The sequence below is a fragment of the Streptomyces sp. NPDC047974 genome (assembly GCF_040653375.1).
Lineage (GTDB): Bacteria > Actinomycetota > Actinomycetes > Streptomycetales > Streptomycetaceae > Streptomyces.
The window spans coordinates 1-26,230 of the sequence record NZ_JBEZNU010000039.1; the positions used below are offsets into that span (position 1 = coordinate 1).

Below are 26,230 nucleotides of genomic sequence, written 5' to 3' on the forward strand. Positions count from 1 at the left end.
GTCGCGGCCGTCGCCACCCTCTACACGGCCTTCCTGCTGTACGCGGCCGGACCCAAGTTCGTGCTCGTCTCCCTCATCCTCTACGCCCCCCGCGGCGACGGCTGCCCGCCGCCGCGGCCGACCGGTGGGGGCGGTCAGGGCATCGCGGGGCCCGGGCCGTTCAGCCAGGCCCATTCCGACCAGTCGGCGAAGCCCGTCTGCCAGCGGTGGTAGACGCCGGCGTGGCTGGTGCCGAAGACCTCGATGCGGCCGTCGGCGTTGGCGGCCGCGGCGATCTCGGTGCCGCCGCCGCCGAAGGTCTCCCACGCCGAGAACGGCGCGTTCCGCCCCGTCTGCCAGGAGTGGCTCGCCGTGGTCGCGTTGATCGCGAACACCTCGACGCGGTCGTCGGCCGTCCGCGCGGTGGTCAGCTCGGCGTCGGGGATCCCGCCGGTGCCCGTCCACTCCGACCACGAGGCGGGGCCGGTCTGCCACTTGTGGAAGACGCCGTCCCCGTTCGAGGCGAACACCTCCAGGCGGCCGTCCTGGTTGTGGCTGACGGCGAGGTCGTGCCCGCCGCCGCCGAAGTTCTCCCAGCCGGACCAGCCGCCGTTGACGGAGGTCTGGTAGAGGTGGCCGAAGGCCGAGTCCGACAGGGCGAAGACCTCCAGGCGTCCGTCGGGCGCGGTCTCCATGGCGAGCCGGGAGAGCGCCGGGCCGCCGCCCACGCCCTCCCAGGACGACCAGCCACCGCCGGGCGCCGTCTGCCACCGGTGGAAGACGCCGTCGGCGTTGGACGCGAACACCTCGACGCGGCCGTCGGCGTTGGCGCCCGCGGCCAGCCGGTAGCCGCCGGTGCCGAAGTTCGCCCAGCCGGACCAGCCCGCGCTGGGCGCGGTCTGCCACATGTGGTCGAAGGTGGCGTCCGAGAGCGCGAACAGTTCGAGCCGGCCGTCCGCGTTGGCCGCGAGGGTCAGCTGCGCGTCGCGCGGGCCGCCCTTGAACTGCCAGGGCGACCAGCCGCCGTTCACCTCGGTCTGCCAGGAGTGGTACACGCCGTCGGCGCCGGCGGCGAAGGCTTCGAGGCGCCCGTCGGAGGACCGCGCGGACACCACCCGGCCCGAGCCGTTGGGGTGCGCCCTGCGCGTCTCGGCCTCGTCGACGATGCCGCGGTACCGCAGGGCCTGGTAGTCGCCGTTCGGGTGGCCGTCGATCGTGGCGCCGTGGATGTTCCCGTAGAAGTGCCCCGGCGGCTCGACGCCGCTGGAGCCGCCGCCGAAGCTGTAGTAGGAGAAGCCGCCCTGGTCGTCCACCCACTCGTGGAAGATGATCACGTGGTTGTAGAACGAGTTGAGGATGTCCCCGGCCCGCAGCTCGCTCCGCGCGATCTCGTACGAGAAGTTCGGCAGGCCCTGCGTGTTGGGGTTGGCGTCCAGGTGCCAGGCCATGGCCACGAAACCGGAGCAGTCGGTGCGGTAGTCGAAGTCGCCCCCGGGGCCGGGCCAGGAGGCGCCCTGGCTGTAGGGCGGCCGCTGGTCCACCCAGGCCTGCGCGCGCTGGAGCACCTCGCCCCGGGTGATCGGGCCGCCGCGGTCGGAGGACACCGCGGCCGTGGCGCGCGCCGCGGCGGGCGGCGCGACGCCGGCCAGCAGGAGCGCGCCGGCCAGCAGGGGAAGGAGGAACCCGCCCCACCATGAACGTGACTTCTTCACTCGGACCTCCCAGGTCGTCGGCGGCCGACCCTAGGAGGGGGCGATGAAATACGGATGGAATCGCCGGGGGCCGTGGGGCTCCCGGGCCGCGGCCGGGGACGGCGCCGCGCGCGGGGTCAGGCGAACGGCCTCGACGCGTCCGCCGCCACCGGCCGGCCGAGACCGGTCTCGTCCCCGCACAGGATCATCCGGCGGGTCCGGCGCAGCAGCATGCTCGGCGTGACCCCGAGGTCGTCGGCGAGCCGCCGGCAGGTGCGGTCGAACACGGCGAGCGCCTCGGCCTGCCGGCCGGTCCGGTACAGGGCGCGCATCAGCAGCGCCGCGACCGGCTCGTTCCACGGCTGCTCCGCGGCCAGGGCGAACAGCTCGGCCACCGCGTCCGCGCACTGCCCGAGCCGCAGCCGGCACTCCGCCTTCCACCGCGCGAGGGCGACCCTCCGCTCGCCGAGCCGCACCCGCTCCAGCTCGGCGCGCGGCCCGGGCAGCCCGTCCAGGGGCTCGCCCCGGAACAGCCCGAGCGCCCGGGAGCAGAGGCGGACCGCCTCGGCAGGATCGTCCGCCCGGTCCGCCGCCCCGATGGCGGCCACCAGCGTCTCCAGCCGGCCGAGGTCCACCTCGACCCTGCCCGGAACCAGCCGGTAGCCGCGGCGCCGGTCGTGCTCGATGACGGTGTCCGGCCCGTCGTCGGTGCGCAGGGTCCTGCGCAGGCGGTAGACGTACACCGGCACCACGTTGGCGGCCGGCGGCTCCATGCCCCAGACACCGTCGAGGAGTTCCTGCCGGCTCAGCGTCCGCCCCGCCTCCAACGCGAGCGCGGCCAGGACGGCCTGCTGGCGCGGATGCCCCAGGGCCAGCGGCCGCCCGTCCCGCCACGCCCGCAGCGGTCCGAGCACGGAGATCCGTATCTCCGGAGCGCCTTCCCGGCCGGTGCGGGAGCGCTGCGCCGACCGGTCCGCGGGCCGGGCACGGGGGCCGTGCCCCGGCGAGACCAGGCCCGCGTCGAAGGCGTGGACGATCGCGGCGGCCCGGTCGCGCAGCCCCAGCTTCACCAGGATCCGCGCGAGGTGCTCGGCCACCCTCTCCTCGGGGAGGGCGAGCGAGGCGGCGATCTCGTCGTCCCGCAGACCGCAGCCGACCGCGGTGAGCACCCGGCGCTCCAGCGGCCCGAGCGCGACGGCGGTGGGCCGGCCGGTGACGGTCGTCGGCAACATGCTCCTCGGGCTCCGTACTGCTCGGACTGGCGGACTCCGCCGTCACGGTAGGAGGAGGCGCGGACGCCACGGCATCCGGAAGGATCCGGAGTGACACCGAGGCGGGCGGGCCGCGGCGAGGAGGCCCCTCGGGGCGCCCGCCCCGGTGTCCGCTACGGGGTGAGCCAGCGGCGCAGCAGTCTGCTGACGGCCGGCATCGACACGTACGTCATGAGCACGTTGAAGACGCAGGCCGTGACCAGGCTGCCGAGGAGGAGGGGGAGACCGGTGAGGCGGGGCACCAGGAAGAGGCTCCCGAGGACGGAGATCGGGTAGATCGCCAGGGTCGCGCTCACCGCCATCTTCCAGCGGGGCGGCGCCGGCCGGGTGGAGCCCGGCTTGGCGAACCACGTCTCCATGCCCGTCAGCTTCCGCCGGGCGATCTCGGTGTGGTGGTGCCCCTCGCAGTCGGCGAACCATGCCGCCCGCTCCGGCGACTCCTGCCAGGTCCGGCAGGCCTCCGCGTCCCGGAACCGGTGCACCAGGAACCAGGGGGCGTCACCGCCGGAGGAACGGAAGAGCCCGTACCCGAGGTGGCCGGGGAAGGTCGCGGCGGTGTCCAGGATCCCCTGCGCCCACCGCTCGAACGAGGCCTCGTGGCCGGGCTCCACCCGACGGGCTATCAGCAGGGTCACCTCGCCGGTGTCGGCGGGGACGGTGGCGTGCTCAAGGCTGACCGCGGTCAACTCGACTCCTCGTGATCTCACCGCGCCCGCGCCCACTCTACTGACCCGGCGGAACGGGGCGGCACACGACAGGACAGGACAGCTCCCGGCGCCTGAGGTATGCCTTGTACGTGTGCCCCCACCGGCGAGACCCCTTTCCCCGGCCGCCACGGCGCGCCGGGCGGCGGTTCCTGCTTGCCGTCTCGTTCGCGCTGATCGCCGCGGTCACGATCGTGGACCTCCTGGTCCCGCCCGAGGTGCACCTGGGGCCGTTCCTGATCGCCGCGCCCGCCGTGACGGCCTCCTTCGCCGGGGCCCGGATGACGGCCTTCGTCGGCGCCGTCGCGGTCCTCGCGCAGACGGTGGTGGCGGTCCTCCGCACCAGCGTCACGGACCTCAACCACACCTACCAGATCGTCGCCCTCGTCCTGATCTCCGTCATCGCCACCTTCTTCGCCCACCTCCGCGAACGCGACGAGAGCCGGATGGCGCGCCTCCGCTCCATCGCGCACGCCGCCCAGAGCGTCGTCCTGCCGCCCCTGCCCGAGCGGTCGGGACCGCTCCGTATCGCCTCGGTCTACCTCGCCGCCGAGGAAGAGGCGCAGATGGGCGGCGACCTGTACGCGGCCGCCCGCACGGTCTCCGGGACGCGGCTGCTCATCGGGGACGCCCGGGGCAAGGGCCTCGACGCCATCAGCGAGGCCTCGCTCGTCCTCGGTGCCTTCCGGGTCACGGCCCGACGGGAGCCCGGCCTGCCCGAGCTGGTCGGTCAGCTGGAGGCGGGCGTCGGCTCGGACGAGCGCGACGACCGGGCGTTCGACGCCGACGGCACCGACGAGGCCTTCGTCACCGCCCTCGTCCTCGACATCCCCGACCGCGAGCCCGTCGTACGCCTCGTGAACTGCGGCCACCCGCCCCCGCTGCTCCTCAGCGGCGGCCGGGTGATCCCCCTGGCGTCGGCCGGATCGAGCCCCCCGCTCGGGCTCTCGGACGTCCTCGCGGCGGACGTGACCGTCGAGACCTTCCCCTTCGCCGCCGGGGACGTGCTGCTCCTCCACACGGACGGGGTGACGGAGGCCCGCGACGACAGCCGTGCCTTCTATCCCCTCACGGAACGGCTCGCGGCCTGGGCCGGCGCCGGGGACGATCCGTCGGCGCTCCTCGACCGGCTGCGGGCCGACCTCCAGACGTACGCGGGCGGCCACCTCGGCGACGACGCGGCGCTCGTCGCCGTACAGAGGACCGGCGCGACTGCGGACCCGGCTCCCGCCCCGGACCCGGCTCCGGCTCCCGACCCGGCTCCCGCCCCCGACCCGGCTCCCGCCCCGGCTCCGGCTGCGCGGCCGGGCGCCGGGCCCGGCGGCGAGGCGGGGTGAGCGCACCGCTCCCTGGCGCGGTCCTTCACTCCTCCGCGGCCAGTGCCTCCGCCGCCTCGGCCGTGAAGGTCTCGCAGGCGCGCTCCACGGCCTCTCCCCGGGCGAGCATGTCGGCCCGGTCGGCGGCGAAGAAGATCTCCCGGGTCCGCGTCAGGATCTCGGCGGCCTGCTCGGCGAGCCGTCGCGCGGCCGGTCCCGAGGCGACGAGCCGCAGCCGGAGGACACCGCTGCGGACCTCGACGTAGAGGCGGTGCGACTCCGCCCGCGCCGCGCGGGCCGCGTCCGTGTCCGGCGCCCCGTGGTGGCTCGTCCACCGGTCGTACTGGGCGCGCCGGTAGTCCTCAGCCGAGGCGACGAACCCGGCGCAGGCGTCGAGGAGGCGCTGGTGGCCGCGCTCCTGGCCGGCGCGGGCCGCCGACCGGAGCGCGGTCTTCTCCTGGTAGCGGTGGGCGACGACGGCGCCCAGCAAGGTTCCGATGACGGCGATGGCCGCCGCGATGATGCCCGACACGGCGACCAGTCGACCATCCGGCGGCCCGCCCCGACAGGGCGCGAACAGGCCACCGCCCGTCAGGCGTCCCGGCGCGCCGTGCCGAGGAACCGGATGTGGGGGCGGCCGTCCGGGCCGGGACGGGTGACGGCGGCGCGGACGCCGTAGACGTCCGCGACGAGCCGCTCGGTGAGGACCTCGCGCACCGGCCCGGCCGCCACCACGCGCCCCTCGCGCAGCACCACCAGGTGGTCGCAGTGCATCGCGGCGAGGTTGAGGTCGTGCAGCGCCACGACGCAGGTCAGCGGCAGGGCCGAGACCAGGGCCAGGAGGTCCAGCTGGTGCTGGATGTCGAGGTGGTTCGTCGGCTCGTCGAGCAGCAGCTCGCGCGGCTCCTGGGCGAGGGCGCGGGCGATCTGGACCCGCTGCCGCTCGCCGCCGGAGAGGGTGCGCCAGGTGCGGTGGGCCCGGTCGGTGAGGCCGGTGCGGGCCAGCGCGGACCGTACGGCCTCCTCGTCGGCGGCCGCCGCGGGCGACCAGGCCCGGCGGTGCGGGATGCGGCCGAGGCGCACGGCGTCGGCCACCGTGAGGTCCACCTGCGTGTCGGCGTGCTGCTCGACGACCGCGACGCGCCGGGCGAGCGCGCGGCGCGGCACGGCGGCGAGCGGCGCGCCGTCCAGGGTCACCACCCCGGCGTCCGGCGCCAGGACGCCCGCCAGGACGCGCAGGAAGGTGGACTTCCCCGAGCCGTTGGGGCCGAGCAGCCCGGTGAGCGTGCCCGGGCGCGGTGCCAGCGTCACGCCGTCCAGGACGAGGGCGCCCCCGGCCGTGCGGGAGACCCGCTCGGCGCGGAGCCCCGCACCGGCGTCGACGGGAGGCGTGCGGGTCGGCGGTGTGCCGGTCATCGGCCGCTCCGGGTGCGGTACAGGACGAGGACGAAGGCGGGGACGCCGATCAGCGACGTCACCACGCCGACCGGCACCTCCTGCGGGTCGAGGACCGTGCGCGCGAGGGTGTCGGCCCAGACGAGGAAGACGGCACCGGCGAGCGCGGTCAGCGGCAGCAGCCGGGCGTGCCCCGGGCCGGCGAGGGCGCGGACCGCGTGCGGCAGCACCAGGCCGACGAAGCCGATCGCGCCCGCCGAGGACACCAGGACGGCGGTCAGCAGCGCGGTCACGGAGAGCAGGACGAGGCGGGTCCGCGCCACGGACACGCCGAGCGCGGCCGCCGCGTCCTCGCCGAACGCGAAGGCGTCGAGCGTACGGGCGTGTCCGCCGCACACGAGGAGCGCGCCGGCGAGGACGGCCGCGCACGCCCCGACGTCGGTCCAGTCCGCCCCGCCGAGCGAGCCGAGCAGCCAGAAGAGGACGCCCCGGGTGGTCTCGGCGTCGGCGGCGGTCATCACGACGAAGGAGGTCAGGGCGGAGAAGAGCTGCATCGCCGCGACCCCCGCGAGGACGACGCGGTCCGTCGACCCGCCCAGGGTGTGGCTGAGCAGCAGGACCAGGGCGAAGGAGCAGACCGCGCCGAGGAAGGCGCCGCCGGTGACGGACACCAGGCCGCCGCCGGCACCGAGGACGACGACCGCGACCGCGCCGGTCGACGCGCCGGAGGAGACGCCGAGGACGAAGGGGTCGGCGAGCGGATTGCGCAGCAGCGACTGCATCACCGCGCCGCAGACGGCGAGCCCGGCCCCGCACACGGCGGCGAGGAGGGTACGGGGCAGCCGCAGGTCCCAGACGATGCCCTCGCGGATCGTGCTCAGGCCGGACGGCTCCCCGCCGAGGCGTGCGGCGACGACGGACCAGGCGTCGGCGACCCGGATGTCGGCGGGGCCGAGGGTGACGGCGAGCGCGACCGAGACGCAGAGGAGCACGACCCCGGCCGCCCCGGCGAACGGCGTGAGCGCACGGGAGGACCGCGCGGAGGCGGCGGCGGAAGTGGCGGCGGAAGTGGAGGTCGAGGTCGAGGTGGAGGTGGAGGTCACTTCGCGAGCCCGTGCGTGCGCAGGGCGGCCGCCAGCTGCTCGATGCCTTCCACGGTGCGGATGGTGGGGTTCATGGCCTGGCCGCTGAGGATCACGTACCGCTTCTTCCGGACCGCCGTCATGTTCCGGGTGACCGGGTGCGACTCCAGGAACTCGATCTTCTTCGCGGCGCTCTCGGCCGACTGCGCCTTGCGGGTCAGGTCGGCGATCACCAGCACGTCGGGGTCGCGGTCGACGACCGTCTCCCAGTTGATCTGCGGCCACTCCTCCTTCGTGTCGTCGAAGACGTTCCGCACGCCGAGCGTCCCGCTGATGATCCCCGGCGCGCCGCAGCAGCCGGCCATGTACGGCCCCTGGGAGTCGGAGAACCAGTACAGGACGGACGCGTCCCCGAAGTCGGCCCCGGCCTTGGCCTTCTCCACCCGGGCGCGGAGCTCCCCGACGAGCTTGTCGCCGCGCTCCGGAACCCCGAAGATCCGTGCCAGGTCGCGGACTTCGCCGTACACGGCGTCCATCGTGAGCGGCTCGGTGCGCACGCCGTCGCCGTCGCCGCCGTTGTCCTTGCCGACGCAGTCGGCGGGGGAGAGGTACGTGGGGACGCCGAGCTTCGTGAACTGCTCGCGGGGCGCCACCCCGCCCTTGCCCAGGGTGTAGAGGAAGGAGGCGCTGACGAAGTCGGGTTCGGCGTCGAGCACCTTCTCGAACGACGGGTAGCGCTCGGCGAGCCGGGGCACGGACGCGTTCGCCTTCTCCAGGCCCTTGAGCACCGGGTCCGTCCAGGTGGCGGTGCCCGCCATCCGGTCGGCGAGGCCGAGGGAGAGCAGGATCTCGGCCGACCCCTGGTCGAGGGCGACGGCCCGGCGGGGCGCGGCGGCGACCTCGACGCGCTGTCCGCAGTTGTCGAGGCGGACGGGATACCCGGCGCCGTCCGCCGCCTTCGCTCCGGACGGGCCGGGCGACGCCGTCCCGCCGGCGCCGCAGCCGGCCGCGAGCACGGCACCGGCCACGAGCAGCACGGCGGAACGGACGGAACGCACGGAACGAGAAGAGCCGGCGGATCGGGAGGGACGGGGGGAACGGGCGGTGTGCGCGAAGGGCACGGGGAACGGCACGGGGAAGGATCCTCTGCGTCACGGCTCATGCGCGGAGCCTGATGTACGGTGCTCCCCGGGCGCCGTACGACCGCCGCCCGGGCCGCCAGCAGGTCTTCGGACTCGGGGTCGTCCGGACGGAACGCCTTCCCAGGCCCCCTCGGGGCCCAGTGGCCGATGTCCCGCCCGTCACCCTCACCGCTGCGCGTCAGTTCCGGATTCCCACCGGATTCCCTGACCTCCGCACGGACCGCGTGGATCCGTGCAGGGGTGCGACTGGCCCTGGCAAGTTACCACGACCGGATCTTGCTCCCCGGCGGGGCTACTCGCCCGCGGCGGCGCCCGTACGGGCGGCCGGCGCGTCGAGCTCGGCGGGCAGGTCGCGGACGCCGAGGCGCAGGTGCTCGACGTGGTGCAGCGCCTGGTCGAGGAGTTCGGCGACGTGGTTGTCGTAGAGGGCGTAGACGATCGAGCGGCCGTGGCGCTCGCCGGTCACCAGACCGAGGTTGCGCAGCAGACGGAGCTGGTGGGAGCAGGCGGAGGGCTCCATGCCGACGGCCGTGGCCAACTCCCCGACCGAGGAAGGTCCTTCGCGCAGGCGCGCCAGGATGTACAGCCGCGAGGGCGTGGCGAGGGCCTGGAGCGTCGCGGCGACGTCGGTGGCGCCGACCGCGTCGAGGCGCTCGCGCGTGGTGCTGGTGGCAATCGGTCCGTGGCCCATGTGACCATGATACGGACGACACCTGAAGACCTATTCATGTGTTCCTGTATGGTGGGCGCATCGTCCCGCCGGCCCCGTGAAGGGTTGCTTCGTCATGTCCTCCGTCCTGCAGAGCCCCGGGCCGCAGACCCCCGCCGCCCCGTCGCCCCGCCCCGGCCGCGTACCGCCCCGCCGGCGCACCCGCGTCCTGGCGCTGCCCGAAGCCCGCTGGGCGCTCGCGGCCCTGCTGCTCTTCCTGGCCGCCCTCCCGCTGTACCTGCTCGGCGCGCCGGCCTGGCTGTGGGGCCCGCTGTTCGCGGCCACGTACGCCACCGGCGGCTGGGAGCCCGGCTGGGAGGGCCTGAAGGCCCTCGGGGAACGGACCCTGGACGTGGACCTCCTGATGGTGGTGGCCGCGCTCGGCGCCGCCGCCATCGGCCAGGTCCTCGACGGCGCGCTGCTCATCGTCATCTTCGCGACCTCCGGCGCGCTGGAGGCCGTCGCCACCGCCCGGACCGCCGACTCCGTACGCGGCCTGCTCGACCTGGCGCCGGAGACGGCGACACGGCTCGCGGGCGACGGCACGGAGGAGGTCGTCCCGGCCGGCTCCCTCGCCGTCGGCGACGTCGTCCTCGTCCGGCCCGGTGAGCGGATCGGCGCCGACGGCCGCGTGCTCGACGGCGCGAGCGACGTCGACCAGGCCACCATCACCGGGGAACCGCTGCCCGTGGCCAAGCAGCCGGGCGACGAGGTCTTCGCCGGCACCCTGAACGGCTCCGGCGCCCTGCGCGTGCGGGTCGAGCGCGACCCCTCCGAGTCGGTGATCGCCCGGATCGTGGCGATGGTCGAGGAGGCCGCCGAGACCAAGGCGCCGACCCAGCTCTTCATCGAGAAGGTCGAGCAGCGCTACAGCATCGCCATGGTCGCCGTCACCCTGCTGATCTTCACGATCCCGCTGCTCCTGGGCTCCGACCTCCGGTCCACCCTGCTCCGGGCGATGACCTTCATGATCGTCGCCTCCCCGTGCGCCGTCGTCCTCGCCACCATGCCCCCGCTCCTCTCCGCCATGGCCAACGCCGGCCGCCACGGCGTCCTGGTGAAGTCCGCCGTGGTCATGGAACGCCTCGGCCAGATCGACGCGGTGGCCCTGGACAAGACCGGCACCCTGACCGAGGGCACCCCGTACCTCACGGACCTGCACCCGCTGACGGCCCCCGCCCCGGACTCCGACGCCCCCGCCCCGGACGCCGACGCCCATGCCCTCGACGCCGACGCGCTCCTGCGGGTCGCCGCGGCGGCCGAGCACCCCAGCGAGCACCCCCTCGCCCGCGCCGTCGTGGAGGCGGCCCGCGCGCGGGGACTGGAGCTGCCCCCGGCCGAGGACTTCGCCTCCACCCCCGGCACGGGCGTCAGCGCCACCGTGGACGGCCGTGCCGTCGCCGTCGGCAGCCCCGCCCGCCTCCTCGACGACCCCGCGCACCCGGCCGCCGTCCTCGCCGCCGCACTGGAGGCGCAGGGGCGCACCGCCGTCGTGGTCACCGTCGACGGCGGCCCGGCCGGTGTCCTCGGGATCGCCGACCGGCTCCGCCCCGAGGCCGCCACCGCGACCCGCGCCCTCGCCGAACTGACCGGCGGCGCGCCGATCCTGCTCACCGGCGACAACCCGCGCGCCGCCGCCCGCCTCGCCGCCGACGTCGGCATCACCGACGTACGGGCCGGGCTGCTGCCCCAGGACAAGGTCGCCGCCGTCCACGAGCTCCGGAACGCCGGCGCCAAGGTCCTGGTCGTCGGGGACGGGGTCAACGACGCCCCCGCCCTCGCCGCCGCCCACGTCGGCATCGCCATGGGCCGGGCGGGCTCCGACCTCGCCCTGGAGACCGCCGACGCCGTCGTCGTACGTGACGAACTCGCGACCATCCCCACCGTGGTGAACCTGTCCCGCAGGGCCCGCGCGCTGGTGATCCAGAACCTCGTCATCGCGGGAGTGTTCATCGCCGTGCTGGCGGTCTGGGACCTCGTCGGTACGCTGCCCCTGCCCCTCGGCGTCGCCGGCCACGAAGGGTCCACCGTCCTCGTCGGCCTCAACGGCCTGCGCCTGCTCGCCGACGGAGCCTGGCGCCGTTCCCGACCGACCCCCCACCAGGAGCCGTGATGAGCCGTCGCACCGACAAGCGCAAGACGGCGGGCGCGGGCGCGTCCGCCACCTGCACGGTCACCGTGTGCCGCGGCTGCTGCTGCGGCACGCCCAAGATCCCGGGCGTCGACCACGCCGCCCAGCTCGCGGCCCTGCGCCGCGCCGTGCCGGACGGCGCCCGGGTCCGGGTCACCGGCTGCCTGGACGCGTGCGAGCAGGCCAACGTCGTCGTCGTCCAGCCGTCCGCCGCCGGACGGGCGGCGGGCGGCCGCCCGGTCTGGCTCGGCCTCGTCAACGACCCGGACGCCGCCCAGGACATCGCCGACTGGATAGAGGCAGGCGGCCCCGGCCTCGCCGACCCCCCGGGCATCCTCGACCTCTACGCCTTCAGCCCCTCCCGCCGCGTCCGCGCCGAACTCCCCGACGGATAGGACGCGGCGCCCGCGCCCCGGGAGCGGTACGGCTCAGAGGGGTACGACCGTCGTTTCCGTGGCCTTCACGCTCGTCCACACCGACACCCCGTCCGCGAGGCCGAGTTCGGCGGCGGCCTGCGGAGTGATCTCGGCGACGAGGTCCGGCGCCTCGGCCGAGGTGACGAGGACCCGGAGGCGGCTGCCGCTGCTCGTGATCTCGCGTACGGTGCCGGGCCAGACGTTGCGGGGGCTGCCCGCGGGCTTCTCGCGGTGCACGGACACCGCCTCGGGGGCGACGATCGCGAGCGCCGGCGTCCCGGGCGGCGGCGGCTCGGCCGCGACGAGGACGCCGCCGCCGTCGAGGGCGATCCCCTCCGCGTCGGCCGTTCCCGGCCAGGCGTTGCGGCCGAGCATGCGGGCCACCCAGGGCGAGCGGGGGTGGCGGGTGACCTCGGTGGGGGTGGCGTCCTGGAGGGCCCGGCCCCCGTCCAGTACGAGGACGCGGTCGGCGAGCGAGACCGCCTCCACCGGGTCGTGGGTGACGATGAGGCAGACGCCGCCGAAGCCGGCCAGGTGGGTGCGCAGGGTGTGCCGGACGTGCGCGCGCGTCGTCTGGTCGAGCGCGGCGAGCGGTTCGTCGAGGACGAGCAGCCGGGGGCGGGCGGCGAGCGCGCGGGCGAGGGCCACCCGCTGGGCCTGGCCGCCGGAGAGCTGGCCGGGGCGCCGGTGGGCGAGGTGGCCGACGCCGAGCCGGTCGAGCCACGCCTGTGCCTCGCCGCGGGCCTCGGCGCGCGGGACGCCCTGGGCGCGGAGCCCGTACGCGGTGTTGGCGAGCGCCGACAGGTGCGGGAAGAGGGCGCCGTCCTGGGGGACCCAGGCGACCCGGCGCCGGTGCGGCGGCAGGGCCGTGACGTCCTCGCCGCCGAGCGTGAGGGCGGCGTGGCCGCGGGGGGTGAGGCCGAGCAGGGCGCGCAGCAGGGTGGTCTTCCCGGCGCCGTTGGGCCCGACGACGGCGATGGTGGTGCCGGGCTCGGCGTCGAGGGTGAGCGTGGTGAAGCCGGTGACGTCGGCGTGCAGCGCCCAGCGTCCGCCGGACGGCGCGGCGGGCTCGACGCCGGACGGCGGCTCCGCGGCGGCCGGTTCCTCCACGGGCGCGCCGTTCCGCCGCTCGACCGCCGGCGCCCCCGTCCAGCGTCCGCGCAGGGCGATGAGCACGCCCATCGCGATGGCGAGGAGCAGCAGCGAGACCGAGGTGGCGGCCTCGGGCTCCTCCTGGAGGAGCAGGTAGACCTGGAGCGGCAGGGTCTGCGTCGTCCCCGGCAGGTTCCCGGCGAAGGTGATCGTCGCGCCGAACTCGCCGAGCGCCCGCGCCCAGGTGAGCGCCGCCCCGGCGAGCAGGCCCGGCGCCACCATCGGCACGGTGACGGTGAAGAAGACCCGGACGGGGGAGGCCCCCAGGGAGGCGGCCGTCTCCTCGTACCGGGGCCGCAGCCCGCCGAGGGCGCCCTCCAGGCTGATGACGAGGAACGGCATGGCGACGAACGTCGCCGCCAGGACGGCGCCGGAGGTGTGGAAGGGGAACGTGATCCCGAAGGTGGACTCCAGCCAGGGCCCGAGGAGTCCGCGCCGTCCGAAGGCGAGCAGCAGCGCCACGCCGCCCACGGTCGGCGGCAGCACCATCGGCAGCAGCACGAGCGAGCGGACGAACGCCTTGCCGGGGAACGGCACGCGCGCCAGGAGCCAGGCGAGCGGGACGCCGAGCAGCAGCGAAAGGCCGAGTGCCCAGAAGGAGACGAGGAGCGACAGCTTCAGCGCCTCGACGGTCCCGGGCGACCCCAGGTGGCCGACGAGCTCGCTCCACTCGGTCCGGACGAGGATGCCGACCAGCGGGAGCGCCAGGAAGGCGACGCCGAGCAGCGCGGGCAGCGCCAGGGCGAGGGGCGGGCGGGCCCCGGAGGTCGTACGTGTGCCTGCGCGTCTCATGACAAGTCCCCGCGGTTTCCCTATGGCTCTCTTACGGCTTCCGGAAGCCCGCGTCCTGGAGGATCTTCCGCCCCTCGGGCGAGGACGGCCGGGCGACGAACGCGGCCGCGACGGCTCCGTGGTGCGTGAGGGGTGGTCAGGTGCGGTCGATGTGCACGCTGGTCGACTTCACGCGGGCGGTGGCCTGCATGCCGACTTCCAGTCCCAGCTCCTCCACGGCCTCCCGGGTGAGGAGGGAGACCAGGCGGTGCGGACCGGCCTGGATGGTGACCTGGGCCGCGACGTCGCCGAGCTTGATCGCCGTGACGATCCCGGGGAACGCGTTGCGGGCGGAGGTGTACGAGGCGTCGTCGTCCTCCGACTGCGCGAGCTCCACGGAGAACGCGGCCAGCGACTTCCCGTCGATGACGCGCCGGCCGGTCTCGTCCCGATGGGTGGCGACCCGGCCCGCGTCGGCCCAGCGCCGCGCGGTGTCGGGGCTGACGCCGAGGAGCCGTGCGGCCTGCCCGATGGTGTAGGACTGCATATGCGACACCGTAGGTCGGTGGCCCTCTCATCTGCAACAAACTCGTCGGACCCTCCATGGCGCATGAGAGGCGAATCGGAGGAAAGTACGGCGCCCGCCAGAATGACAGAATTAACTGTCGGAATGGGCGATCGACAGTTACGCTTGTCGCATGAGTGATGTGACAGGGGCGGGTGTCCCGACCCCCGACAAGACCGACGACGACTTCTGGGCCGCCTTCGCGAACCTGGTCGAGCCTCCCTGGAACGAGCCCTCCCAGGACGACGCCTTCACCATGGACGAGCGGGTCCACGAGGCGGTCCGCGCCCTGGCCGAGCGGATCTCGACCCGCCTGCTCGCCTACCGCGCCGCGGGCAAGGAGCACGATCCGGTCCTCATGGCCTCGCCCGACGTGCAGCTGGCCGTCCTGCGGTCCCTGTACGAGGCCAAGCTGTCCGTCGACCGGCTGGCGGAGTCCGCCGCCACCGTGGCGGGCCGCAGCGGGGCCAACTACGCCCAGCTCGGCGCCGCCTGGGGCGGGATCAAGCGCCAGTCCGCCCGCGTCAAGTGGCCCCACGCCGTGGTCAGGAAGTCCTCCGCCGAGTCCATCCCGCTCCACTACGCGGGCGGAACCGCCGTCGTCCACCACGACCCCGACGCCGACGCCTGGTGGTACGCCGCCACGGCCGCGGACCAGGCGGAGGAGGAGTCCCAGCCGGTCCACGGCACCTACGCGGAGGCGATCGCCGGAGCGACCGAGTTCCTGCTCGCGCACGCCCTCGTGGACGGGGACCGGGAGCAGCCGCCGTCCTGAGCCGCGAGCGGGGCCTCAGTGGTGGAAGGGGCGCAGCCCCGTCTGTCGGGGGGCGGGTGGACGTGGCGGGTCCGGGAGGTCAGAGGAAGCCGCCGTCCCGGCCGTCGTCCGGGTCCCGGTCCGTGCGGCGGCCGCGCTGGGACGGGGGCGCGGGGTAGCGGGCCAGCAGGGCGTCGATCTTCGCGAGGGCGGTGGCCGTGGCCATGAGGACGACGGCGGTGGCCGCGAGGCCGATGCCGGTGTGCAGTCCGCTCGCGTTCAGGACCACCCCGATGCCCAGGCTCGCGGGGACCCCGAGTCCGGCCACGACGACCTGGAGCACCTCCAGCCGTTTCCGGGCGCCTAACCGGCCGGCCATAGCGGTACCCCTTCGCCGTGACGTGTCCGTGCTCCGTGCGATGTGCCCCGTGCGATGTGCCCCCGTGCGGGGGGTGGTTCCCGCGCAGCACGTGCGGAACACACGCCTCCACACTCTGTCGCTCCCCGTGCGCCCCGGCCCCGGCGGGCGGATCCTGGAAGGAGCGGGGGGAGCAGCGCCCCGGGCGCCGCAGGGCGGTCCCGGCGGTGCCGACCGGCGTGCGAGGAGGCAGACCATGACGCGGAACCTGGAATGGAGGGTCGGCCTGGAGCTGAGCGAGGAGTCGGGCCGCACCGAGGCCGAGGCCCGGCTCGACACCGGGACGACGACGTTCACGGGGCACGGATCGGCCCGCTGCAACCCCACGGACACCGACGTGCCCGTGATCGGCGACGAGCTGGCCGCGAGCCGGGCCATGAAGGACCTGGCGGGCAAGCTGATGCGGGAGGCGAACCGCGAGATGGAGGCGATGGGCGCCGGGACCGTACCGTCGCGCACGGGTCCCGGATACGGCTGGCCGGAGGCGGTCTCCTGAAGAGCGTGGCGCCCTGAGGAGCCCGCCGCCAGGCGGGCCGCGGCCCGGCGCGTGAGCCGCACTGCTTCCGCCGGGCCGTGGTCTGTCCCGTACGCCTCCGGGTTCCTACGCTTCGGGCGTCTCGATCACCAGGTGGTCGACGACCTCGACCACCCCGTCCACGGACTCGCAGAGCCGCACGAGCATCGGCCCGAGGTCCTTGCGTCCCAGGGTGCCGCTGAGCGTGACCCGGCCCTCGTCGACGTCGATGTGGACGGCGGCGGGGGAGAGGCCGAGGATGCGGACCACGACGTCCTCGCGGATCTCCTCCTGGATCGACCGGTCGCGGCGCAGGAAGAGCTGGAGCAGGTCGCTGCGGCTGAGGACGCCGATGAGCCGTCCGTCCGCGTCCACGACCGGCAGCCGCTTGACGCGGTGCCGCTCCATGAGCCGGGCCGCCTCGACGGCCGTCCAGGAGGGGCGGGCGGTGTGCACGGGGCTCGACATCATCGCCTCGGCGGTGCTGGGGCCGTCCTTGGCGGTGTGCCGGCGCAGCAGGTCCGCCTCCGAGACCACGCCCACGGGCCGGTTCTCGTCGTCGACGACCGGGACGGCCGTGATGCCGTACTCGTCGAGGAGTCGCGCGATCTCCTTGAACGGCGTCCCGCGTTGGACCGCGACCGCCGTCGGCGTCATCAGGTCCGCGACACTGCGGTTCCTCATCGTCCGTTCCGTCCCTTCTGCGGGTGATGGTTCCATGATCCCGCACGGGCCGGGGGCGGGGTGCGGCCGGGGTGGCGGAAGGGCGGGGGAACAGGGGTGCGGGAGACGTCTTGTGGGTGGCGCGGGTCCGTGGTTACCTGCGAGTTACCTCCGGTAAGTAGCTGTCTCCAGACCGAAATACCAGACAGGACTCCCGCACCGAAGTCCCCCACGGAAGAAGGCTCCCCCCATGCCCTCGGCTCGTACGGCACGGACCTCCAGGACTCCCGACGCCCCCAGCGCTCCCAGCAGCTCCGGTGCCTCCAAGGGCCGCCGTCTCGCGCTCGCCGCGGCGGCCTCCCTCGCGGCCTCCCTCACCCTCCTCGCCCCCGCCGTCGCCGCCCCCGCCCCTTCGTCCGCCGTCTCCGCGAACGCCGCCGACGCGCCCCTGCGCGAGGTCATGTTCGTCGGCAACAACTGGGACGGCACCGCCGATGTCATCGCCTCCCGGGGCGACTTCCACCGGATCGGCCGGGTGAACGTCATCCCCGACAAGGAGGAGCGCCTCCGGGAGATCTACCTCAACCCGGTCAAGCTCGCCTTCTTCCTCGGCGTCCGCAGCGGGCCGGGCGAGGGGCACGACCAGTTCGTCGACGACATGTACGCCACCCCGGACGGCGGCGCGATGGTCGTCTCGCGTCCCAGTTTCGCGGACGTCGTCTCCCTCGACCTCCGCACCGGCAGGATCAACTGGCGCTTCCCCGTGGCCGGTTACCGCTCCGATCACATGGCGGTGTCGCCTGACGGCACCCGCGTCGCCGTCTCCGCCTCCACGGCGAACACCGTGCACGTCCTCGACATCGCCACCGGCCGTGAGCTCGGCAGCTTCAAGACCGGCGACAAGCCCCACGAGAACGTCTTCACCTCCGACGGCCGCCTCTGGAACATGTCGATCGGCGAGGTGACCACCGCCCTCGACGCGCCCTGGCTCGACTGGACCAAGGGCGACCGGAAGATCACCGTGGTGGACGCGACGACCTTCGAGACGGTCCGCGTGATCGACATGCGCTCCCGCCTCGACGCCTTCGGGCGCGACGACCTCTCCGACGCCGTCCGCCCCCTCGTCTTCACCCCGGACGAGAAGAAGCTCTACTTCCAGGTCTCCTTCCTCAACGGCTTCCTGGAGTACGACGTCGAGAGCGACCGCATCACCCGCCTCAAGGCCCTGCCGGGCAGCCCCGGCACCGACCCCGACCGCACCGCCTGGGTCAACGACTCGCGCCACCACGGCCTTTCGATCAGCCCGGACGGCGCCAAGCTCTGCGTCGCCGGCACCATGGACGACTACGCGACCGTCGTCGACCGCGCCACCCTCGCCCAGGGCCCGCTCGTCCCCGCCAGCAAGCCCTACTGGGCCACGGTGAGCGGCGACGGCAAGGCCTGCGTCGTCTCCGAGAGCGGCGCCGACCGCGTCAGCGCCATCGACTTCGCCACCGGCGAGCGCGTCGCGAGCGTCCCGGTCGGAGACCACCCCCAGCGCGTCCGCCTCGCCCGCGTTCCCGCCGACTGGACGGGCACGACGGCGAACTGACGCCGCGTCGGAGTACGGACCGAGGGGCCGGCCGGATCGCCATCGATCCGGCCGGCCCCTCCTTCGTCACCCGCGCCCGCTCAGGAGCGGGTGACCGTCACCTCGTACAGCGAGTAGCCCCACTGCGTGGCCCGCCGCTCCCCGTGGATCCGCACGTACCGGGCCGGCGTGGAGGCGAACTCGGCCGTGTCGAAGCCGCCGTCACCGGCCGCCGTCGACCAGACCTTCCGCCAGTTCTCGCCGTCCTCGGAGACCTCGATCCGGTACTGCCGGGCGTAGGCCCGCTCCCAGTCCAGGGTCACCCGGCCCACCCGCCGGACCTCGCCCAGGTCCACCCGCAGCCACTGGTCGTCCGACCAGTCACTGGCCCAGCGGGTGCCGGTGTCGCCGTCGAAGGCGCGCCCGGAGGCGTAGCTGGTGAAGGGGTTCCACTCGGTGCTGCTCGCGGAAGTGGGCACGCCGGCCGCGAGGTTGACGCCCGGCTCGTGGCGCTCGGTCGACCGCCAGGTCCGCAGGTAGGACTCGGCGCCGAGGGCCAGGTCCTCGATGACGGCAGGGCCGCCCGGGGTGAGCCGGATCTGCTCGATCCAGTCCGGGACGAGACCTGCGTGCGCGGCGCCGTCCGTGTTGAGGTCCCAGGTCCGCTCGCCGGTCACCTGGCGGTCGAGGACCGTGCCGCCGTCGAAGCTGCGGTACGGGTACGTGACCGCGTTCGGCGCGTCCGGGCCGACCGGGCCGGGCCAGCCGCCGACGCCGTTCATGTCGGTGCCGTAGCCGAGGCCGACGCCGTACTTCTCGCGGAGCTCGGCCTTGCCGTTCGCCTCGCCGATGAAGCCCTGGGCGGCGTGCATGTACGGGGCCGTGAACCCGCCCAGCCTGTAGAGCCGTTCGGTCCAGTCGAGGTCCATCCAGCTGTGCGTGGACAGCACGCCCGGGTACTCCTCGGCCTCCAGCATGTCGAGGGCCCGGCCGGCCGCCTTCACGCTCATGTGGTCGAGCTCCAGCATCATGCCCCGGTCCATCATGCCCCGGAGCGCGTACTCGCCGAGCCGGGTCAGTCCGCGGGTGTTGCAGCGGGCGTCGGAGGCGTAACCCGGCACGCTCACCCCCGCGGGCAGCTTCGCGGCCATCGCGGCGGGCGCGACGAGCCCGATCGGGTTGTCCTGCTGCGGACCGGCGCACTGCTCCGTCGCCCAGAAGGTGCCGGTGGACAGGAACTGGCCGATGTTGACCGCCACACCGGTCGTCCCGCTGTCGAAGCGGACGCCGCAGAGCGCGTTGTCGAACTTGTGGCACAGGAACATGCTGCGGACGCCGAGCTGGTACAGCTCGTCCAGGCCGCGGTCGATGTCGGCCTTGTCGCACTGGGCGACGTCGAGGATCTGCTTGCAGCCGAAGGGCTCCGAGGTCTCCACGCCGAGGACGACGGCGAGCTTGCCCTGCTCGATCACCGAGCGTGCCTGGTCGGCGCTGGTGACGATGCGGAACCAGCCCTTGCCGGGGCCGCCGAACATCGAGTCGACGTAGTCCTGCATCTCATAGGTCTTGCGGGCCTCCAGGCGGATGGCCTCCATCTCGTCGCAGCCGCGGTCCCGGGGCATGATCGAGCACAGCAGCCCGTTGGAGACGAGGTCGTTGACGAGCACGCGCTGACCGCCCCGCCACGCCCGCTCCAGCCAGGCGTAGTAGTTCTGCTGGTGCGTCAGCGAGTTGTGCGCCGGCCAGTCGGCGAAGGTCGGCCACCCGTCCGGGTCGTGCTTGCCGTTCGCCCCGCCCGTCAGGTTCTCGAAGAGGGCGCCCGAACCGTCCGGATAGTGCTCGGGACAGTCCTTCAGGGCGTCGGCCGCCCCGGCGGTGGAGAAGGGCTTGCCGCAGATCAGCCGGCCGCCGAAGCCCTCGTTGGACATCACGTGGTTGTGCGCGTCGACGAAGCCGCGCACCCGCCCCTGGGCGTCGGTGCCGGTGAACGGCGCGCCCGTGGCGTTGATCTGCGAGTCGGGAGCCGGCCGCGCCGACGGCTCCCACCACGACGAACCGGCGGCGGGGACCGGCGCGGCGCCGAACAGCACGGCCGCGAGCGCGAGGAAGAGGGACACGAGGCCGAGGCGGCGTGTCCGGGTGGTGCGGTGGGTCATCCGGGTCGTGCGTGGGGACATGGTCGGGAAGCCTCCGGTCGGTGGGGGTGTACCGGGCGCCCCGAGAATCGCGGTGATGAAGGACTGAGTCAAGAGTCCGGGTCAAATGACCTACTGGCGAGTTCGGTTTTTCCTGCCGCCCCCTCGGGGCGTCCTCCCCGGAGGTCCGCGGACTCAGCCCTCGATCAGCAGGACCAGCTGGTCGGCCGTCAACTCCAGTTGTTCCTGGGCGTCTTGCTCGTCGCGCAGGACGAGGTACTGGAGCGTCATCCCGTCCACCGCCGCCGCGAGGTGCCGGGCGAGGGTCGGCACCGGGACCTTCGGCTCGGACCCGCGTACGGCCCCCACCTGCTCCACCAGCGCCGTCGCCGACCGCACGTACTGCTCGTACTGCGCCCGCGCCAGGTGCTCGAACCCCGGCTCGCGCAGCGCGTACTGCGTGAGGTCGTACGTCAGGAGGTGGTGCTCCGGATGGGCGGTGACGTCCTCCCAGTACGTCCGCAGCGCCGCCCGTACCGTCTCGCCCAGCGTCGCCCGGGGCTCGACCGCCCGCATCACCCGCGCCACGTAGTCGCCGATGATCGTCTCGATGGCCGCCTCCAGGAGCGCCTGCTTGGAGTCGAAGCAGTAGTGGAAGACGCTCAGCGAGACCCCGGCCTCGGCGGCGATGGAGCGCGTGGTGGTCCTGGCCACCCCGTCCCTGCTCATCGCCCTGATCGCCGCCTCGACCAGCTGCCGGCGTCGCTCCGCCGACGGCATCCGCGCCATGCTTCCTCCTCGGGTCCGGGCGTCAGGGTAACGCCACCATGAAGTGACGGATCGTCAGAAAGTGACCTCGACGGTTATTGACGGTTCATCAGATCGCTTCCAGAATGCGGGCACCCGACGGAGGGATCGCCCGTGTTCCGACCGCTGCGCGTCGTCGCCGCCGCGTCCGCCCTGCTCCTGGCCACCGCCTGCAACTCCGCCTCCAGCGGCGGAACCTCCTCTTCCTCCGTACGCGGAGTGACCGCCGACACGATCAGGGTCGGCGGCATCGTCTCCATGACGACCGCCAGCGGCTACTCGAAGAAGGACACCGACCTCGGCGCCCGCGCCCGCTACGACCGCGCCAACGCCGAAGGCGGGATCAACGGCCGGAGAATCGAGTACCTCGGCGCCGAGGACGACGGCCAGGACCCCGCCAGGAACCTCGCCGCCGCCCGCAAACTCGTCCAGCAGGACCAGGTCTTCGCCGTCTCGCCCATGAGCTCGGTCACCTTCGCGGGCGCCGACTTCCTCGACGCCCAGAAGGTCCCCACCGTCGGCTGGGGCACCCTCCCGTCCTTCTGCGGCCCGGCCCACATCTACGGCTTCAACGGCTGCCTCGTCCCGACCCCCGGCGGCACCCTCAACCAGACCTGGCCCGAGAGCCTCGCCGCCGTCCTCGGCGGCGCCCGCGGCAGGTCCGTCGCGCTCATCGCCGGTGACAACGACGCCGGGAAGTTCGGCATCCGCACCTTCACCCAGGGCTTCAAGGCGGCGGGCTTCCAGGTCCCGTACGCCAAGGCCGTCGTTCCCGCCACCTCGATGCCGAGCGACTGGTCGGCGTACACCAAGGAGATCCTCCGCTCGGGCCCCGGCGGCGGAGCCCCCGACGCCGTGGTCTCCGTGATGCAGACCCCGTACAACATCGGCCTCTTCACCGCGCTCAAACGCTCCGGCTACCGGGGCGTCCTCTCCGACCCCACCGACTACGACCCCGGCCTCCTCGCCAAGGACGCCACCAGGCAGGCCCTCGACGGAGTGCACGTCCTGCTCCAGTTCCAGCCCTTCGAGTCGGACACCCCCGAGATGCGCCGGTTCAAGGAGGACATCAGGAAGGCCTCCGGCGGCAAGGACGTCCCCCTCAACATGCACATGCTCACCGGCTACATGAGCGCCGACCTCTTCCTCGCCGTCGCCGCCAAGGCCGGCGAGGACCTCACCGTCGACTCCTTCCAGAAGGCCGCCGACGGCTTCTCCGACACCGGAACCCTCGTCGGCGACCGCGCCCTCCCCAAGGGCAGGAAGGAGAGCTTCGGCTGCGGCGCGCTCGTCCGCCTCAAGGACGGGCGGTACGAAGTGGCCGTCCCCTTCACGTGCTATCCGCCGATCCCCTTCGCCTGAGGGGACGCGGCACGTGGGTGACCTCCTCGGCTTCGTCCTCAGCGGACTGGTCTCGGGCGCGCTCTACGCCCTGCTCGCGACCGGTCTCGTCCTCTCCTACTCCGCCTCCGGACTCTTCAACTTCGCGCACGGCGCCACCGCGTACCTCACCGCCCTCGCCTTCTACGAGCTCCACTCCGGCCTCGGCTGGCCCGCCGTCCCCACCGCCCTCCTCCTCGTGGCCGTCGTGGCGCCCGGACTCGGCTGGGCCCTCGACCGGCTGATGTTCCGCAAGCTCGCCAAGGTCGGCGAGACCGCGCAGATCGTCGCCACCATCGGCCTGCTCGTCGCCCTGCCCGCCGCCGGACGGTGGACGGTCGAACTCCTCGAACGGGCGGGCGCCCCCGTCCTCCCCGCCGACAACCAGTTCGGCCTGCCCGGCGTCGGCCCCAGCCCCGCCGTCTCCTGGCAGCCGCTCGACGGCGTGGGCGTCGACTCCGACCAGCTGATCACCTGGATCGCCACCGCCCTCGCCGCCACCGCGCTGTGGATCCTCATGCGCCACACCCGGCTCGGCCTGCGGCTGCGCGCCGCCGTCGACGACCGCACCCTCACCGAACTGCGCGGCATCGACGCCGACCGGCTCTCCTCGATCGCCTGGATGCTGTCGTCCGCCCTCGCCGGCCTCGCCGGCGTCCTCGCCACCCCGCTCCTCGGCCTCTCCGCGCACGACTACACCCTCTTCCTCTTCGTCTCCGCGACCGCCGCCGTCCTCGGCCGCTTCCTCTCCGTCCCCCTCGCCTTCGCGGGCGGCCTCGCCCTCGGCGTCCTCCAGAACCTCGTCGCCGGCTACGCCTCCTTCACCGACGACATCACCGGCTTCCGCACCGCCGTGCCCTTCCTCATCCTCTTCGCCGGCCTCGTCGTCCTCACCCGACGCGGCCGCGCGGCCGGCACGGCCGCCGCGGACCCGCCCCCGGTCGACTACCTCGCGGGCAGGAGCCGGGCCCGCCGCTGGGTCGTGTGGATGGCGGCCGCCGCCCTCCTCGGCACCGCCTTCTACACCGTCACCACCCCCTTCTGGAGCGGCATCCTCGCCCAAGGACTCGCCATCGGGCTCGTGTTCATGTCGTTCACCGTCGTCACCGGCCTCGGCGCGATGGTGTCCCTCGCCCAGGCCGCCTTCGTGACCGGCGCCGCGCTCGTCGCCGGCCTCCTCATGAGCCACGGCTGGCCCTTCGCCGCCGCCGCGGCCGTCGGCACCGCCGCGGCCGCCCTCCTCGGGGCCGTCGTCGCCCTCCCCGCCCTCCGCCTCGGCGGCAGAGCCCTCGCCCTCGCCACCCTCGCCCTCGCCTTCCTCGCCGACCAGGTCCTCTTCCAGCTCGGCTGGCTGCGCAACGGCGACACCGGCTGGGAGATCCCCCGCCCGGTCGTGGGACCCGTGGACCTGGGCGACGACCGCGCCCTCGGCCTCACCCTCGTCCTCCTCAGCGCCGCCGCCGTCGCGGCCCTCACCCGGCTGCGCGCCTCCCGCTGGGGCCGCGCCATGCTCGCCGTCCGCTCGGCCCCCGAGGCCGCGGCCGCGTCCGGCGTCTCCGTCGTCCGCACCAAACTCCTCCTCTTCACGCTCTCGGCGGGCCTCGCCGGCTTCGGCGGCATCCTCTACGCCTCGTACAACACCCGCATCACGGCGACGGACTTCACCGCCATGACCGGTCTGGTCTGGCTCGCCGTGGTGGTGGCGGCCGGCGTCCGCCGACCCCAGTTCGCGGTCGTCGCCGGCCTCGTCTTCGCCGTCGTCCCCCACCTGATGACGCAGTACGTCACGGACTCCGCCCACCTCCCGGTGATCCTCTTCGGCCTGGCGGGCCTCGCCCTGGCGAACGACCCGGACGGCTACTGCGCGGCCGTCCCGTCGCGGCGCGCGAGGCGGCGGGCGGGGCAGATACGGGCGGGGGCGGACGAGCCGGGGGAGGGACGGTCCCCGGTCCCCGCCCCGGTCCCCGCCCCTGCCCCGGAGCCGGTACCAGCTCCGGGTTCGCCGCCGGGGGAACCCCGCCCGTCGGAGCCCGGCCCGCCGTCCGCACCCGCACCGGTCCCCGCATCCGCATCCGTACCCCCATCCGCGCCCGTTCCCGTGCCCGCGCTCGAACTGACCGGCGTGCGCGTCGGGTACGGCGACGGGGCCGCCGTCCTCCACGGTGTGGACCTCAGCGTCCGGGCCGGCGGGGCACTGGTGCTCCTCGGACCCAACGGCGCCGGGAAGTCCACGCTCTGCCGGGTGGCGGCGGGGCTGCTGCACCCGGCCGGAGGACTCGTGCGCGTACGGGGCGAGGTCGCCACCCGCGACACCCCGGTCGCGCGGGCCCGGCGCGGCGTCCGCCTGGCCCCCGAGGGACGCGGCGTGTTCGCGGGGCTGTCGATCGCCGAGAACCTGACCCTGCACCTTCCCGAAGCCGAGGACCGCGACGCGGTCTACGCCCGCTTCCCCGCACTCGCCGCCCGCCGCACCGTCCTCGCCGGCTCCCTCTCCGGCGGGGAGCAACAACTCCTCGCCCTCGCGCCGCTCCTCCAGCGCCCCCCGGCCGTCCTGGTCGCCGACGAACCCTCCCTCGGCCTGGCACCGCGCGTCGTGGACGAGGTCTTCGCCCTCCTGGCCGAACTCCGCGACCACGGCACCGCTCTCCTCCTCGTCGAGGAGAAGGCCGCCGAGGTGCTCGGCATCGCCGACACCGTCGCGTACCTCGCGCAGGGCACCCTCGTCTGGTCGGGCCCGCGCTCCGACGTGGACGGGGGCCTGCTCGCCGAGGCCTACCTGGGAACGGGAGCCCGCCGATGAACCCCCCACTCCTCCACGCGGAGGCCGTCGACGTCCGCTTCGGCGGCGTCCACGCCCTGCGCGGCGTCACGATCTCGGTGCGCCCCGGCGAGATCTGCGGCCTCATCGGCCCCAACGGCGCCGGCAAGACGACGCTCTTCGACGTCCTGTCGGGCATGCGGCGACCGGACGCCGGGACGATCGCGTACGACGGCACCGACATCACCCGCCGCTCCCCGGTCTGGCGCGCCCGCCACGGCATCCGCCGGACCTTCCAGCGCCAGCAGCTCTTCGGCCAGCTGACCGTCGCGGACAACCTGGTCGTGGCCCGCGACTGGCGCGGCGGAGCCCGCCCGACGCCCCGCCACCGCGAGCGCGCCGCCACCGTCCTCCACGCCTGCGGACTCGACGACCTCGCCGACACGTACGCGGGCGGCCTCCCGGTCGGCCGGGCCCGCATGGTCGAACTGGCCCGCGCCCTCGCCGACCCGCCCCGGCTCCTGCTCCTGGACGAACCCGCCTCCGGCACGACCGCCGAGGAACGCCTCCGCCTGGCGGACGTCATCCGCCGGACGGCCGAGGACCAGAACTGCGCGATCCTCCTCGTCGAGCACAACGTCTCCTTCGTGATGGACCTGTGCTCCCGCGTCGTCGTCCTCGACCTGGGCGGGGTCCTCGCCGAAGGCACCCCGGCCGAGGTCCACGCGAACCCGGCGGTGCGGGAGGCGTACCTGGGCACCGTCGCGGAGGAGGCGGAGCGGGCCCACCCCGCCGAGGGCCCCGACGACCTCGGTCGAATCCTCTCCTGAGCGCCGCCACGGTCCCGGGCGCGGCCCCGTGTGATTGACCCGCAGGGGCAAGCAGAGGCCATGGCCGGCCTCCACCT

General features: G+C 74.3%; 24 protein-coding genes and 1 riboswitch. Of the genes, 10 read left to right on the forward strand and 14 right to left on the reverse strand.

The genetic code is table 11. The annotated features are described in order from the left end of the window. A partial coding sequence (locus tag AB0E19_RS34060) for a hypothetical protein (RefSeq protein ID WP_362187444.1) occupies positions 1–213 on the forward strand: 213 nt, incomplete at its 5' end. Here the strand turns inward: AB0E19_RS34060 and AB0E19_RS34065 are convergent. From AB0E19_RS34065 to AB0E19_RS34075, 3 genes are all read right to left on the reverse strand, one after another. Next, on the reverse strand, positions 135–1,691 hold the full coding sequence (locus tag AB0E19_RS34065) for a M23 family peptidase (protein WP_362187447.1): 1,557 nt from the start codon (positions 1,689–1,691) through the stop codon (positions 135–137). The two genes, AB0E19_RS34060 and AB0E19_RS34065, sit on opposite strands and share 79 nt — an antisense overlap. Positions 1,692–1,807: 116 nt before the next feature. Next, positions 1,808–2,902 (reverse strand): BTAD domain-containing putative transcriptional regulator, encoded by a 1,095-nt coding sequence (locus AB0E19_RS34070; RefSeq protein ID WP_362187450.1) that lies wholly within the window; start codon positions 2,900–2,902, stop codon positions 1,808–1,810. Positions 2,903–3,054: 152 nt separating this feature from the next. Further along, positions 3,055–3,627 (reverse strand): antibiotic biosynthesis monooxygenase, encoded by a 573-nt coding sequence (locus AB0E19_RS34075; protein WP_362187453.1) that lies wholly within the window; start codon positions 3,625–3,627, stop codon positions 3,055–3,057. A 212-nt stretch (positions 3,628–3,839) separates the two neighbouring features. Here AB0E19_RS34075 and AB0E19_RS34080 point away from each other — a divergent pair, with 212 nt between their 5' ends. Next, a complete protein-coding gene (locus AB0E19_RS34080; protein ID WP_362187456.1) occupies positions 3,840–4,982 on the forward strand; it encodes a PP2C family protein-serine/threonine phosphatase in 1,143 nt (380 codons plus the stop codon). 25 nt (positions 4,983–5,007) lie between these two features. Here the strand turns inward: AB0E19_RS34080 and AB0E19_RS34085 are convergent, their stop codons facing one another. The 5 genes from AB0E19_RS34085 to AB0E19_RS34105 all read right to left on the reverse strand — a co-directional run bounded on the left by AB0E19_RS34085 (position 5,008) and on the right by AB0E19_RS34105 (position 9,271). After that, the gene (locus AB0E19_RS34085; RefSeq protein ID WP_362187459.1) at positions 5,008–5,493 is read right to left on the reverse strand and encodes a hypothetical protein; all 486 of its coding nucleotides are present in this window, start codon (positions 5,491–5,493) and stop codon (positions 5,008–5,010) included. A 59-nt stretch (positions 5,494–5,552) separates the two neighbouring features. Next, on the reverse strand, positions 5,553–6,377 hold the full coding sequence (locus AB0E19_RS34090; protein ID WP_362187462.1) for an ABC transporter ATP-binding protein: 825 nt from the start codon (positions 6,375–6,377) through the stop codon (positions 5,553–5,555). Continuing rightward, positions 6,374–7,348 (reverse strand): iron chelate uptake ABC transporter family permease subunit, encoded by a 975-nt coding sequence (locus AB0E19_RS34095; protein ID WP_362187576.1) that lies wholly within the window; start codon positions 7,346–7,348, stop codon positions 6,374–6,376. Before AB0E19_RS34095 ends, AB0E19_RS34090 begins: the two co-directional genes overlap by 4 nt. A 107-nt stretch (positions 7,349–7,455) precedes the next feature. Continuing rightward, positions 7,456–8,496, reverse strand: coding sequence for an ABC transporter substrate-binding protein (locus AB0E19_RS34100; protein ID WP_362187465.1), 1,041 nt, complete (start codon positions 8,494–8,496; stop codon positions 7,456–7,458). Positions 8,497–8,661: 165 nt separating this feature from the next. Then, a riboswitch (cobalamin riboswitch) is annotated at positions 8,662–8,786 on the reverse strand. 86 nt (positions 8,787–8,872) lie between these two features. Next, positions 8,873–9,271, reverse strand: coding sequence for a metalloregulator ArsR/SmtB family transcription factor (locus AB0E19_RS34105; RefSeq protein WP_362187468.1), 399 nt, complete (start codon positions 9,269–9,271; stop codon positions 8,873–8,875). Between the two features lie 94 nt (positions 9,272–9,365). On the opposite strand from AB0E19_RS34105, the gene AB0E19_RS34110 reads away from it, so the two are divergent. Both AB0E19_RS34110 and AB0E19_RS34115 read left to right on the forward strand, forming a co-directional pair. Then, positions 9,366–11,402, forward strand: a complete 2,037-nt coding sequence (locus AB0E19_RS34110) for a heavy metal translocating P-type ATPase (protein ID WP_362187471.1) — start codon at positions 9,366–9,368, stop codon at positions 11,400–11,402. Next, positions 11,402–11,815: a (2Fe-2S) ferredoxin domain-containing protein gene (locus tag AB0E19_RS34115; RefSeq protein ID WP_362187474.1), complete on the forward strand. Its 414-nt coding sequence runs from the start codon at positions 11,402–11,404 to the stop codon at positions 11,813–11,815. The genes AB0E19_RS34110 and AB0E19_RS34115 overlap by 1 nt, the downstream gene beginning before the upstream one ends. Positions 11,816–11,848: 33 nt before the next feature. On the opposite strand, the gene AB0E19_RS34120 is transcribed toward AB0E19_RS34115, so the two are convergent. Beyond that, complete coding sequence (locus AB0E19_RS34120) at positions 11,849–13,780, reverse strand: ABC transporter permease (protein ID WP_362187477.1); 1,932 nt, start codon at positions 13,778–13,780, stop codon at positions 11,849–11,851. 136 nt (positions 13,781–13,916) lie between these two features. Beyond that, positions 13,917–14,306 (reverse strand): helix-turn-helix transcriptional regulator, encoded by a 390-nt coding sequence (locus AB0E19_RS34125; protein WP_362187480.1) that lies wholly within the window; start codon positions 14,304–14,306, stop codon positions 13,917–13,919. Between the two features lie 151 nt (positions 14,307–14,457). Between AB0E19_RS34125 and AB0E19_RS34130 the strand changes: the two genes are divergently transcribed. Further along, complete coding sequence (locus AB0E19_RS34130) at positions 14,458–15,099, forward strand: hypothetical protein (protein WP_362187483.1); 642 nt, start codon at positions 14,458–14,460, stop codon at positions 15,097–15,099. Between the two features lie 79 nt (positions 15,100–15,178). Here AB0E19_RS34130 and AB0E19_RS34135 read toward each other — a convergent pair whose 3' ends face one another. Continuing rightward, positions 15,179–15,457, reverse strand: coding sequence for a hypothetical protein (locus tag AB0E19_RS34135; RefSeq protein ID WP_362187486.1), 279 nt, complete (start codon positions 15,455–15,457; stop codon positions 15,179–15,181). A gap of 235 nt (positions 15,458–15,692) precedes the next feature. Between AB0E19_RS34135 and AB0E19_RS34140 the strand changes: the two genes are divergently transcribed. Beyond that, entirely contained in the window at positions 15,693–15,992 is a 300-nt protein-coding gene (locus tag AB0E19_RS34140) for a dsRBD fold-containing protein (RefSeq protein ID WP_362187489.1), read from the forward strand. A 105-nt stretch (positions 15,993–16,097) separates the two neighbouring features. On the opposite strand, the gene AB0E19_RS34145 is transcribed toward AB0E19_RS34140, so the two are convergent. Continuing rightward, positions 16,098–16,694: a CBS domain-containing protein gene (locus AB0E19_RS34145; RefSeq protein WP_360599005.1), complete on the reverse strand. Its 597-nt coding sequence runs from the start codon at positions 16,692–16,694 to the stop codon at positions 16,098–16,100. Between the two features lie 229 nt (positions 16,695–16,923). Between AB0E19_RS34145 and AB0E19_RS34150 the strand changes: the two genes are divergently transcribed. After that, positions 16,924–18,264 carry a YncE family protein gene (locus AB0E19_RS34150; protein WP_362187494.1) on the forward strand — a complete coding sequence of 447 codons (1,341 nt, stop codon included), beginning with the start codon at positions 16,924–16,926 and terminating at the stop codon, positions 18,262–18,264. 80 nt (positions 18,265–18,344) lie between these two features. Here AB0E19_RS34150 and AB0E19_RS34155 read toward each other — a convergent pair whose 3' ends face one another. Both AB0E19_RS34155 and AB0E19_RS34160 read right to left on the reverse strand, forming a co-directional pair. Beyond that, entirely contained in the window at positions 18,345–20,399 is a 2,055-nt protein-coding gene (locus AB0E19_RS34155) for a discoidin domain-containing protein (RefSeq protein WP_362187580.1), read from the reverse strand. A gap of 174 nt (positions 20,400–20,573) precedes the next feature. Beyond that, positions 20,574–21,167: a TetR/AcrR family transcriptional regulator gene (locus AB0E19_RS34160; protein WP_362187497.1), complete on the reverse strand. Its 594-nt coding sequence runs from the start codon at positions 21,165–21,167 to the stop codon at positions 20,574–20,576. A gap of 132 nt (positions 21,168–21,299) precedes the next feature. On the opposite strand from AB0E19_RS34160, the gene AB0E19_RS34165 reads away from it, so the two are divergent. Genes AB0E19_RS34165 through AB0E19_RS34175 form a run of 3 tightly spaced genes read left to right on the forward strand, consistent with a single transcriptional unit; the run spans position 21,300 to position 26,153 of the window. Further along, positions 21,300–22,547 carry an ABC transporter substrate-binding protein gene (locus AB0E19_RS34165; RefSeq protein WP_362187500.1) on the forward strand — a complete coding sequence of 416 codons (1,248 nt, stop codon included), beginning with the start codon at positions 21,300–21,302 and terminating at the stop codon, positions 22,545–22,547. A 13-nt stretch (positions 22,548–22,560) separates the two neighbouring features. Next, entirely contained in the window at positions 22,561–25,365 is a 2,805-nt protein-coding gene (locus AB0E19_RS34170; RefSeq protein WP_362187503.1) for an ATP-binding cassette domain-containing protein, read from the forward strand. After that, positions 25,362–26,153, forward strand: coding sequence for an ABC transporter ATP-binding protein (locus AB0E19_RS34175; RefSeq protein WP_362187506.1), 792 nt, complete (start codon positions 25,362–25,364; stop codon positions 26,151–26,153). The genes AB0E19_RS34170 and AB0E19_RS34175 overlap by 4 nt, the downstream gene beginning before the upstream one ends. Positions 26,154–26,230 lie beyond the last annotated feature (77 nt).

Coding starts and splice junctions, on each gene's coding strand:
- AB0E19_RS34070 (WP_362187450.1), bottom strand. CDS start 2,902: ATGTTGCCGACGACCGTCACCGGCCGGCCCACCGCCGTCGCGCTCGGG.
- AB0E19_RS34090 (WP_362187462.1), bottom strand. CDS start 6,377: ATGACCGGCACACCGCCGACCCGCACGCCTCCCGTCGACGCCGGTGCG.
- AB0E19_RS34105 (WP_362187468.1), bottom strand. CDS start 9,271: ATGGGCCACGGACCGATTGCCACCAGCACCACGCGCGAGCGCCTCGAC.
- AB0E19_RS34110 (WP_362187471.1), top strand. CDS start 9,366: ATGTCCTCCGTCCTGCAGAGCCCCGGGCCGCAGACCCCCGCCGCCCCG.
- AB0E19_RS34115 (WP_362187474.1), top strand. CDS start 11,402: ATGAGCCGTCGCACCGACAAGCGCAAGACGGCGGGCGCGGGCGCGTCC.
- AB0E19_RS34120 (WP_362187477.1), bottom strand. CDS start 13,780: ATGAGACGCGCAGGCACACGTACGACCTCCGGGGCCCGCCCGCCCCTC.
- AB0E19_RS34125 (WP_362187480.1), bottom strand. CDS start 14,306: ATGCAGTCCTACACCATCGGGCAGGCCGCACGGCTCCTCGGCGTCAGC.
- AB0E19_RS34130 (WP_362187483.1), top strand. CDS start 14,458: ATGAGTGATGTGACAGGGGCGGGTGTCCCGACCCCCGACAAGACCGAC.
- AB0E19_RS34135 (WP_362187486.1), bottom strand. CDS start 15,457: ATGGCCGGCCGGTTAGGCGCCCGGAAACGGCTGGAGGTGCTCCAGGTC.
- AB0E19_RS34140 (WP_362187489.1), top strand. CDS start 15,693: ATGACGCGGAACCTGGAATGGAGGGTCGGCCTGGAGCTGAGCGAGGAG.
- AB0E19_RS34145 (WP_360599005.1), bottom strand. CDS start 16,694: ATGAGGAACCGCAGTGTCGCGGACCTGATGACGCCGACGGCGGTCGCG.
- AB0E19_RS34150 (WP_362187494.1), top strand. CDS start 16,924: ATGCCCTCGGCTCGTACGGCACGGACCTCCAGGACTCCCGACGCCCCC.
- AB0E19_RS34155 (WP_362187580.1), bottom strand. CDS start 20,399: ATGACCCACCGCACCACCCGGACACGCCGCCTCGGCCTCGTGTCCCTC.
- AB0E19_RS34160 (WP_362187497.1), bottom strand. CDS start 21,167: ATGGCGCGGATGCCGTCGGCGGAGCGACGCCGGCAGCTGGTCGAGGCG.
- AB0E19_RS34175 (WP_362187506.1), top strand. CDS start 25,362: ATGAACCCCCCACTCCTCCACGCGGAGGCCGTCGACGTCCGCTTCGGC.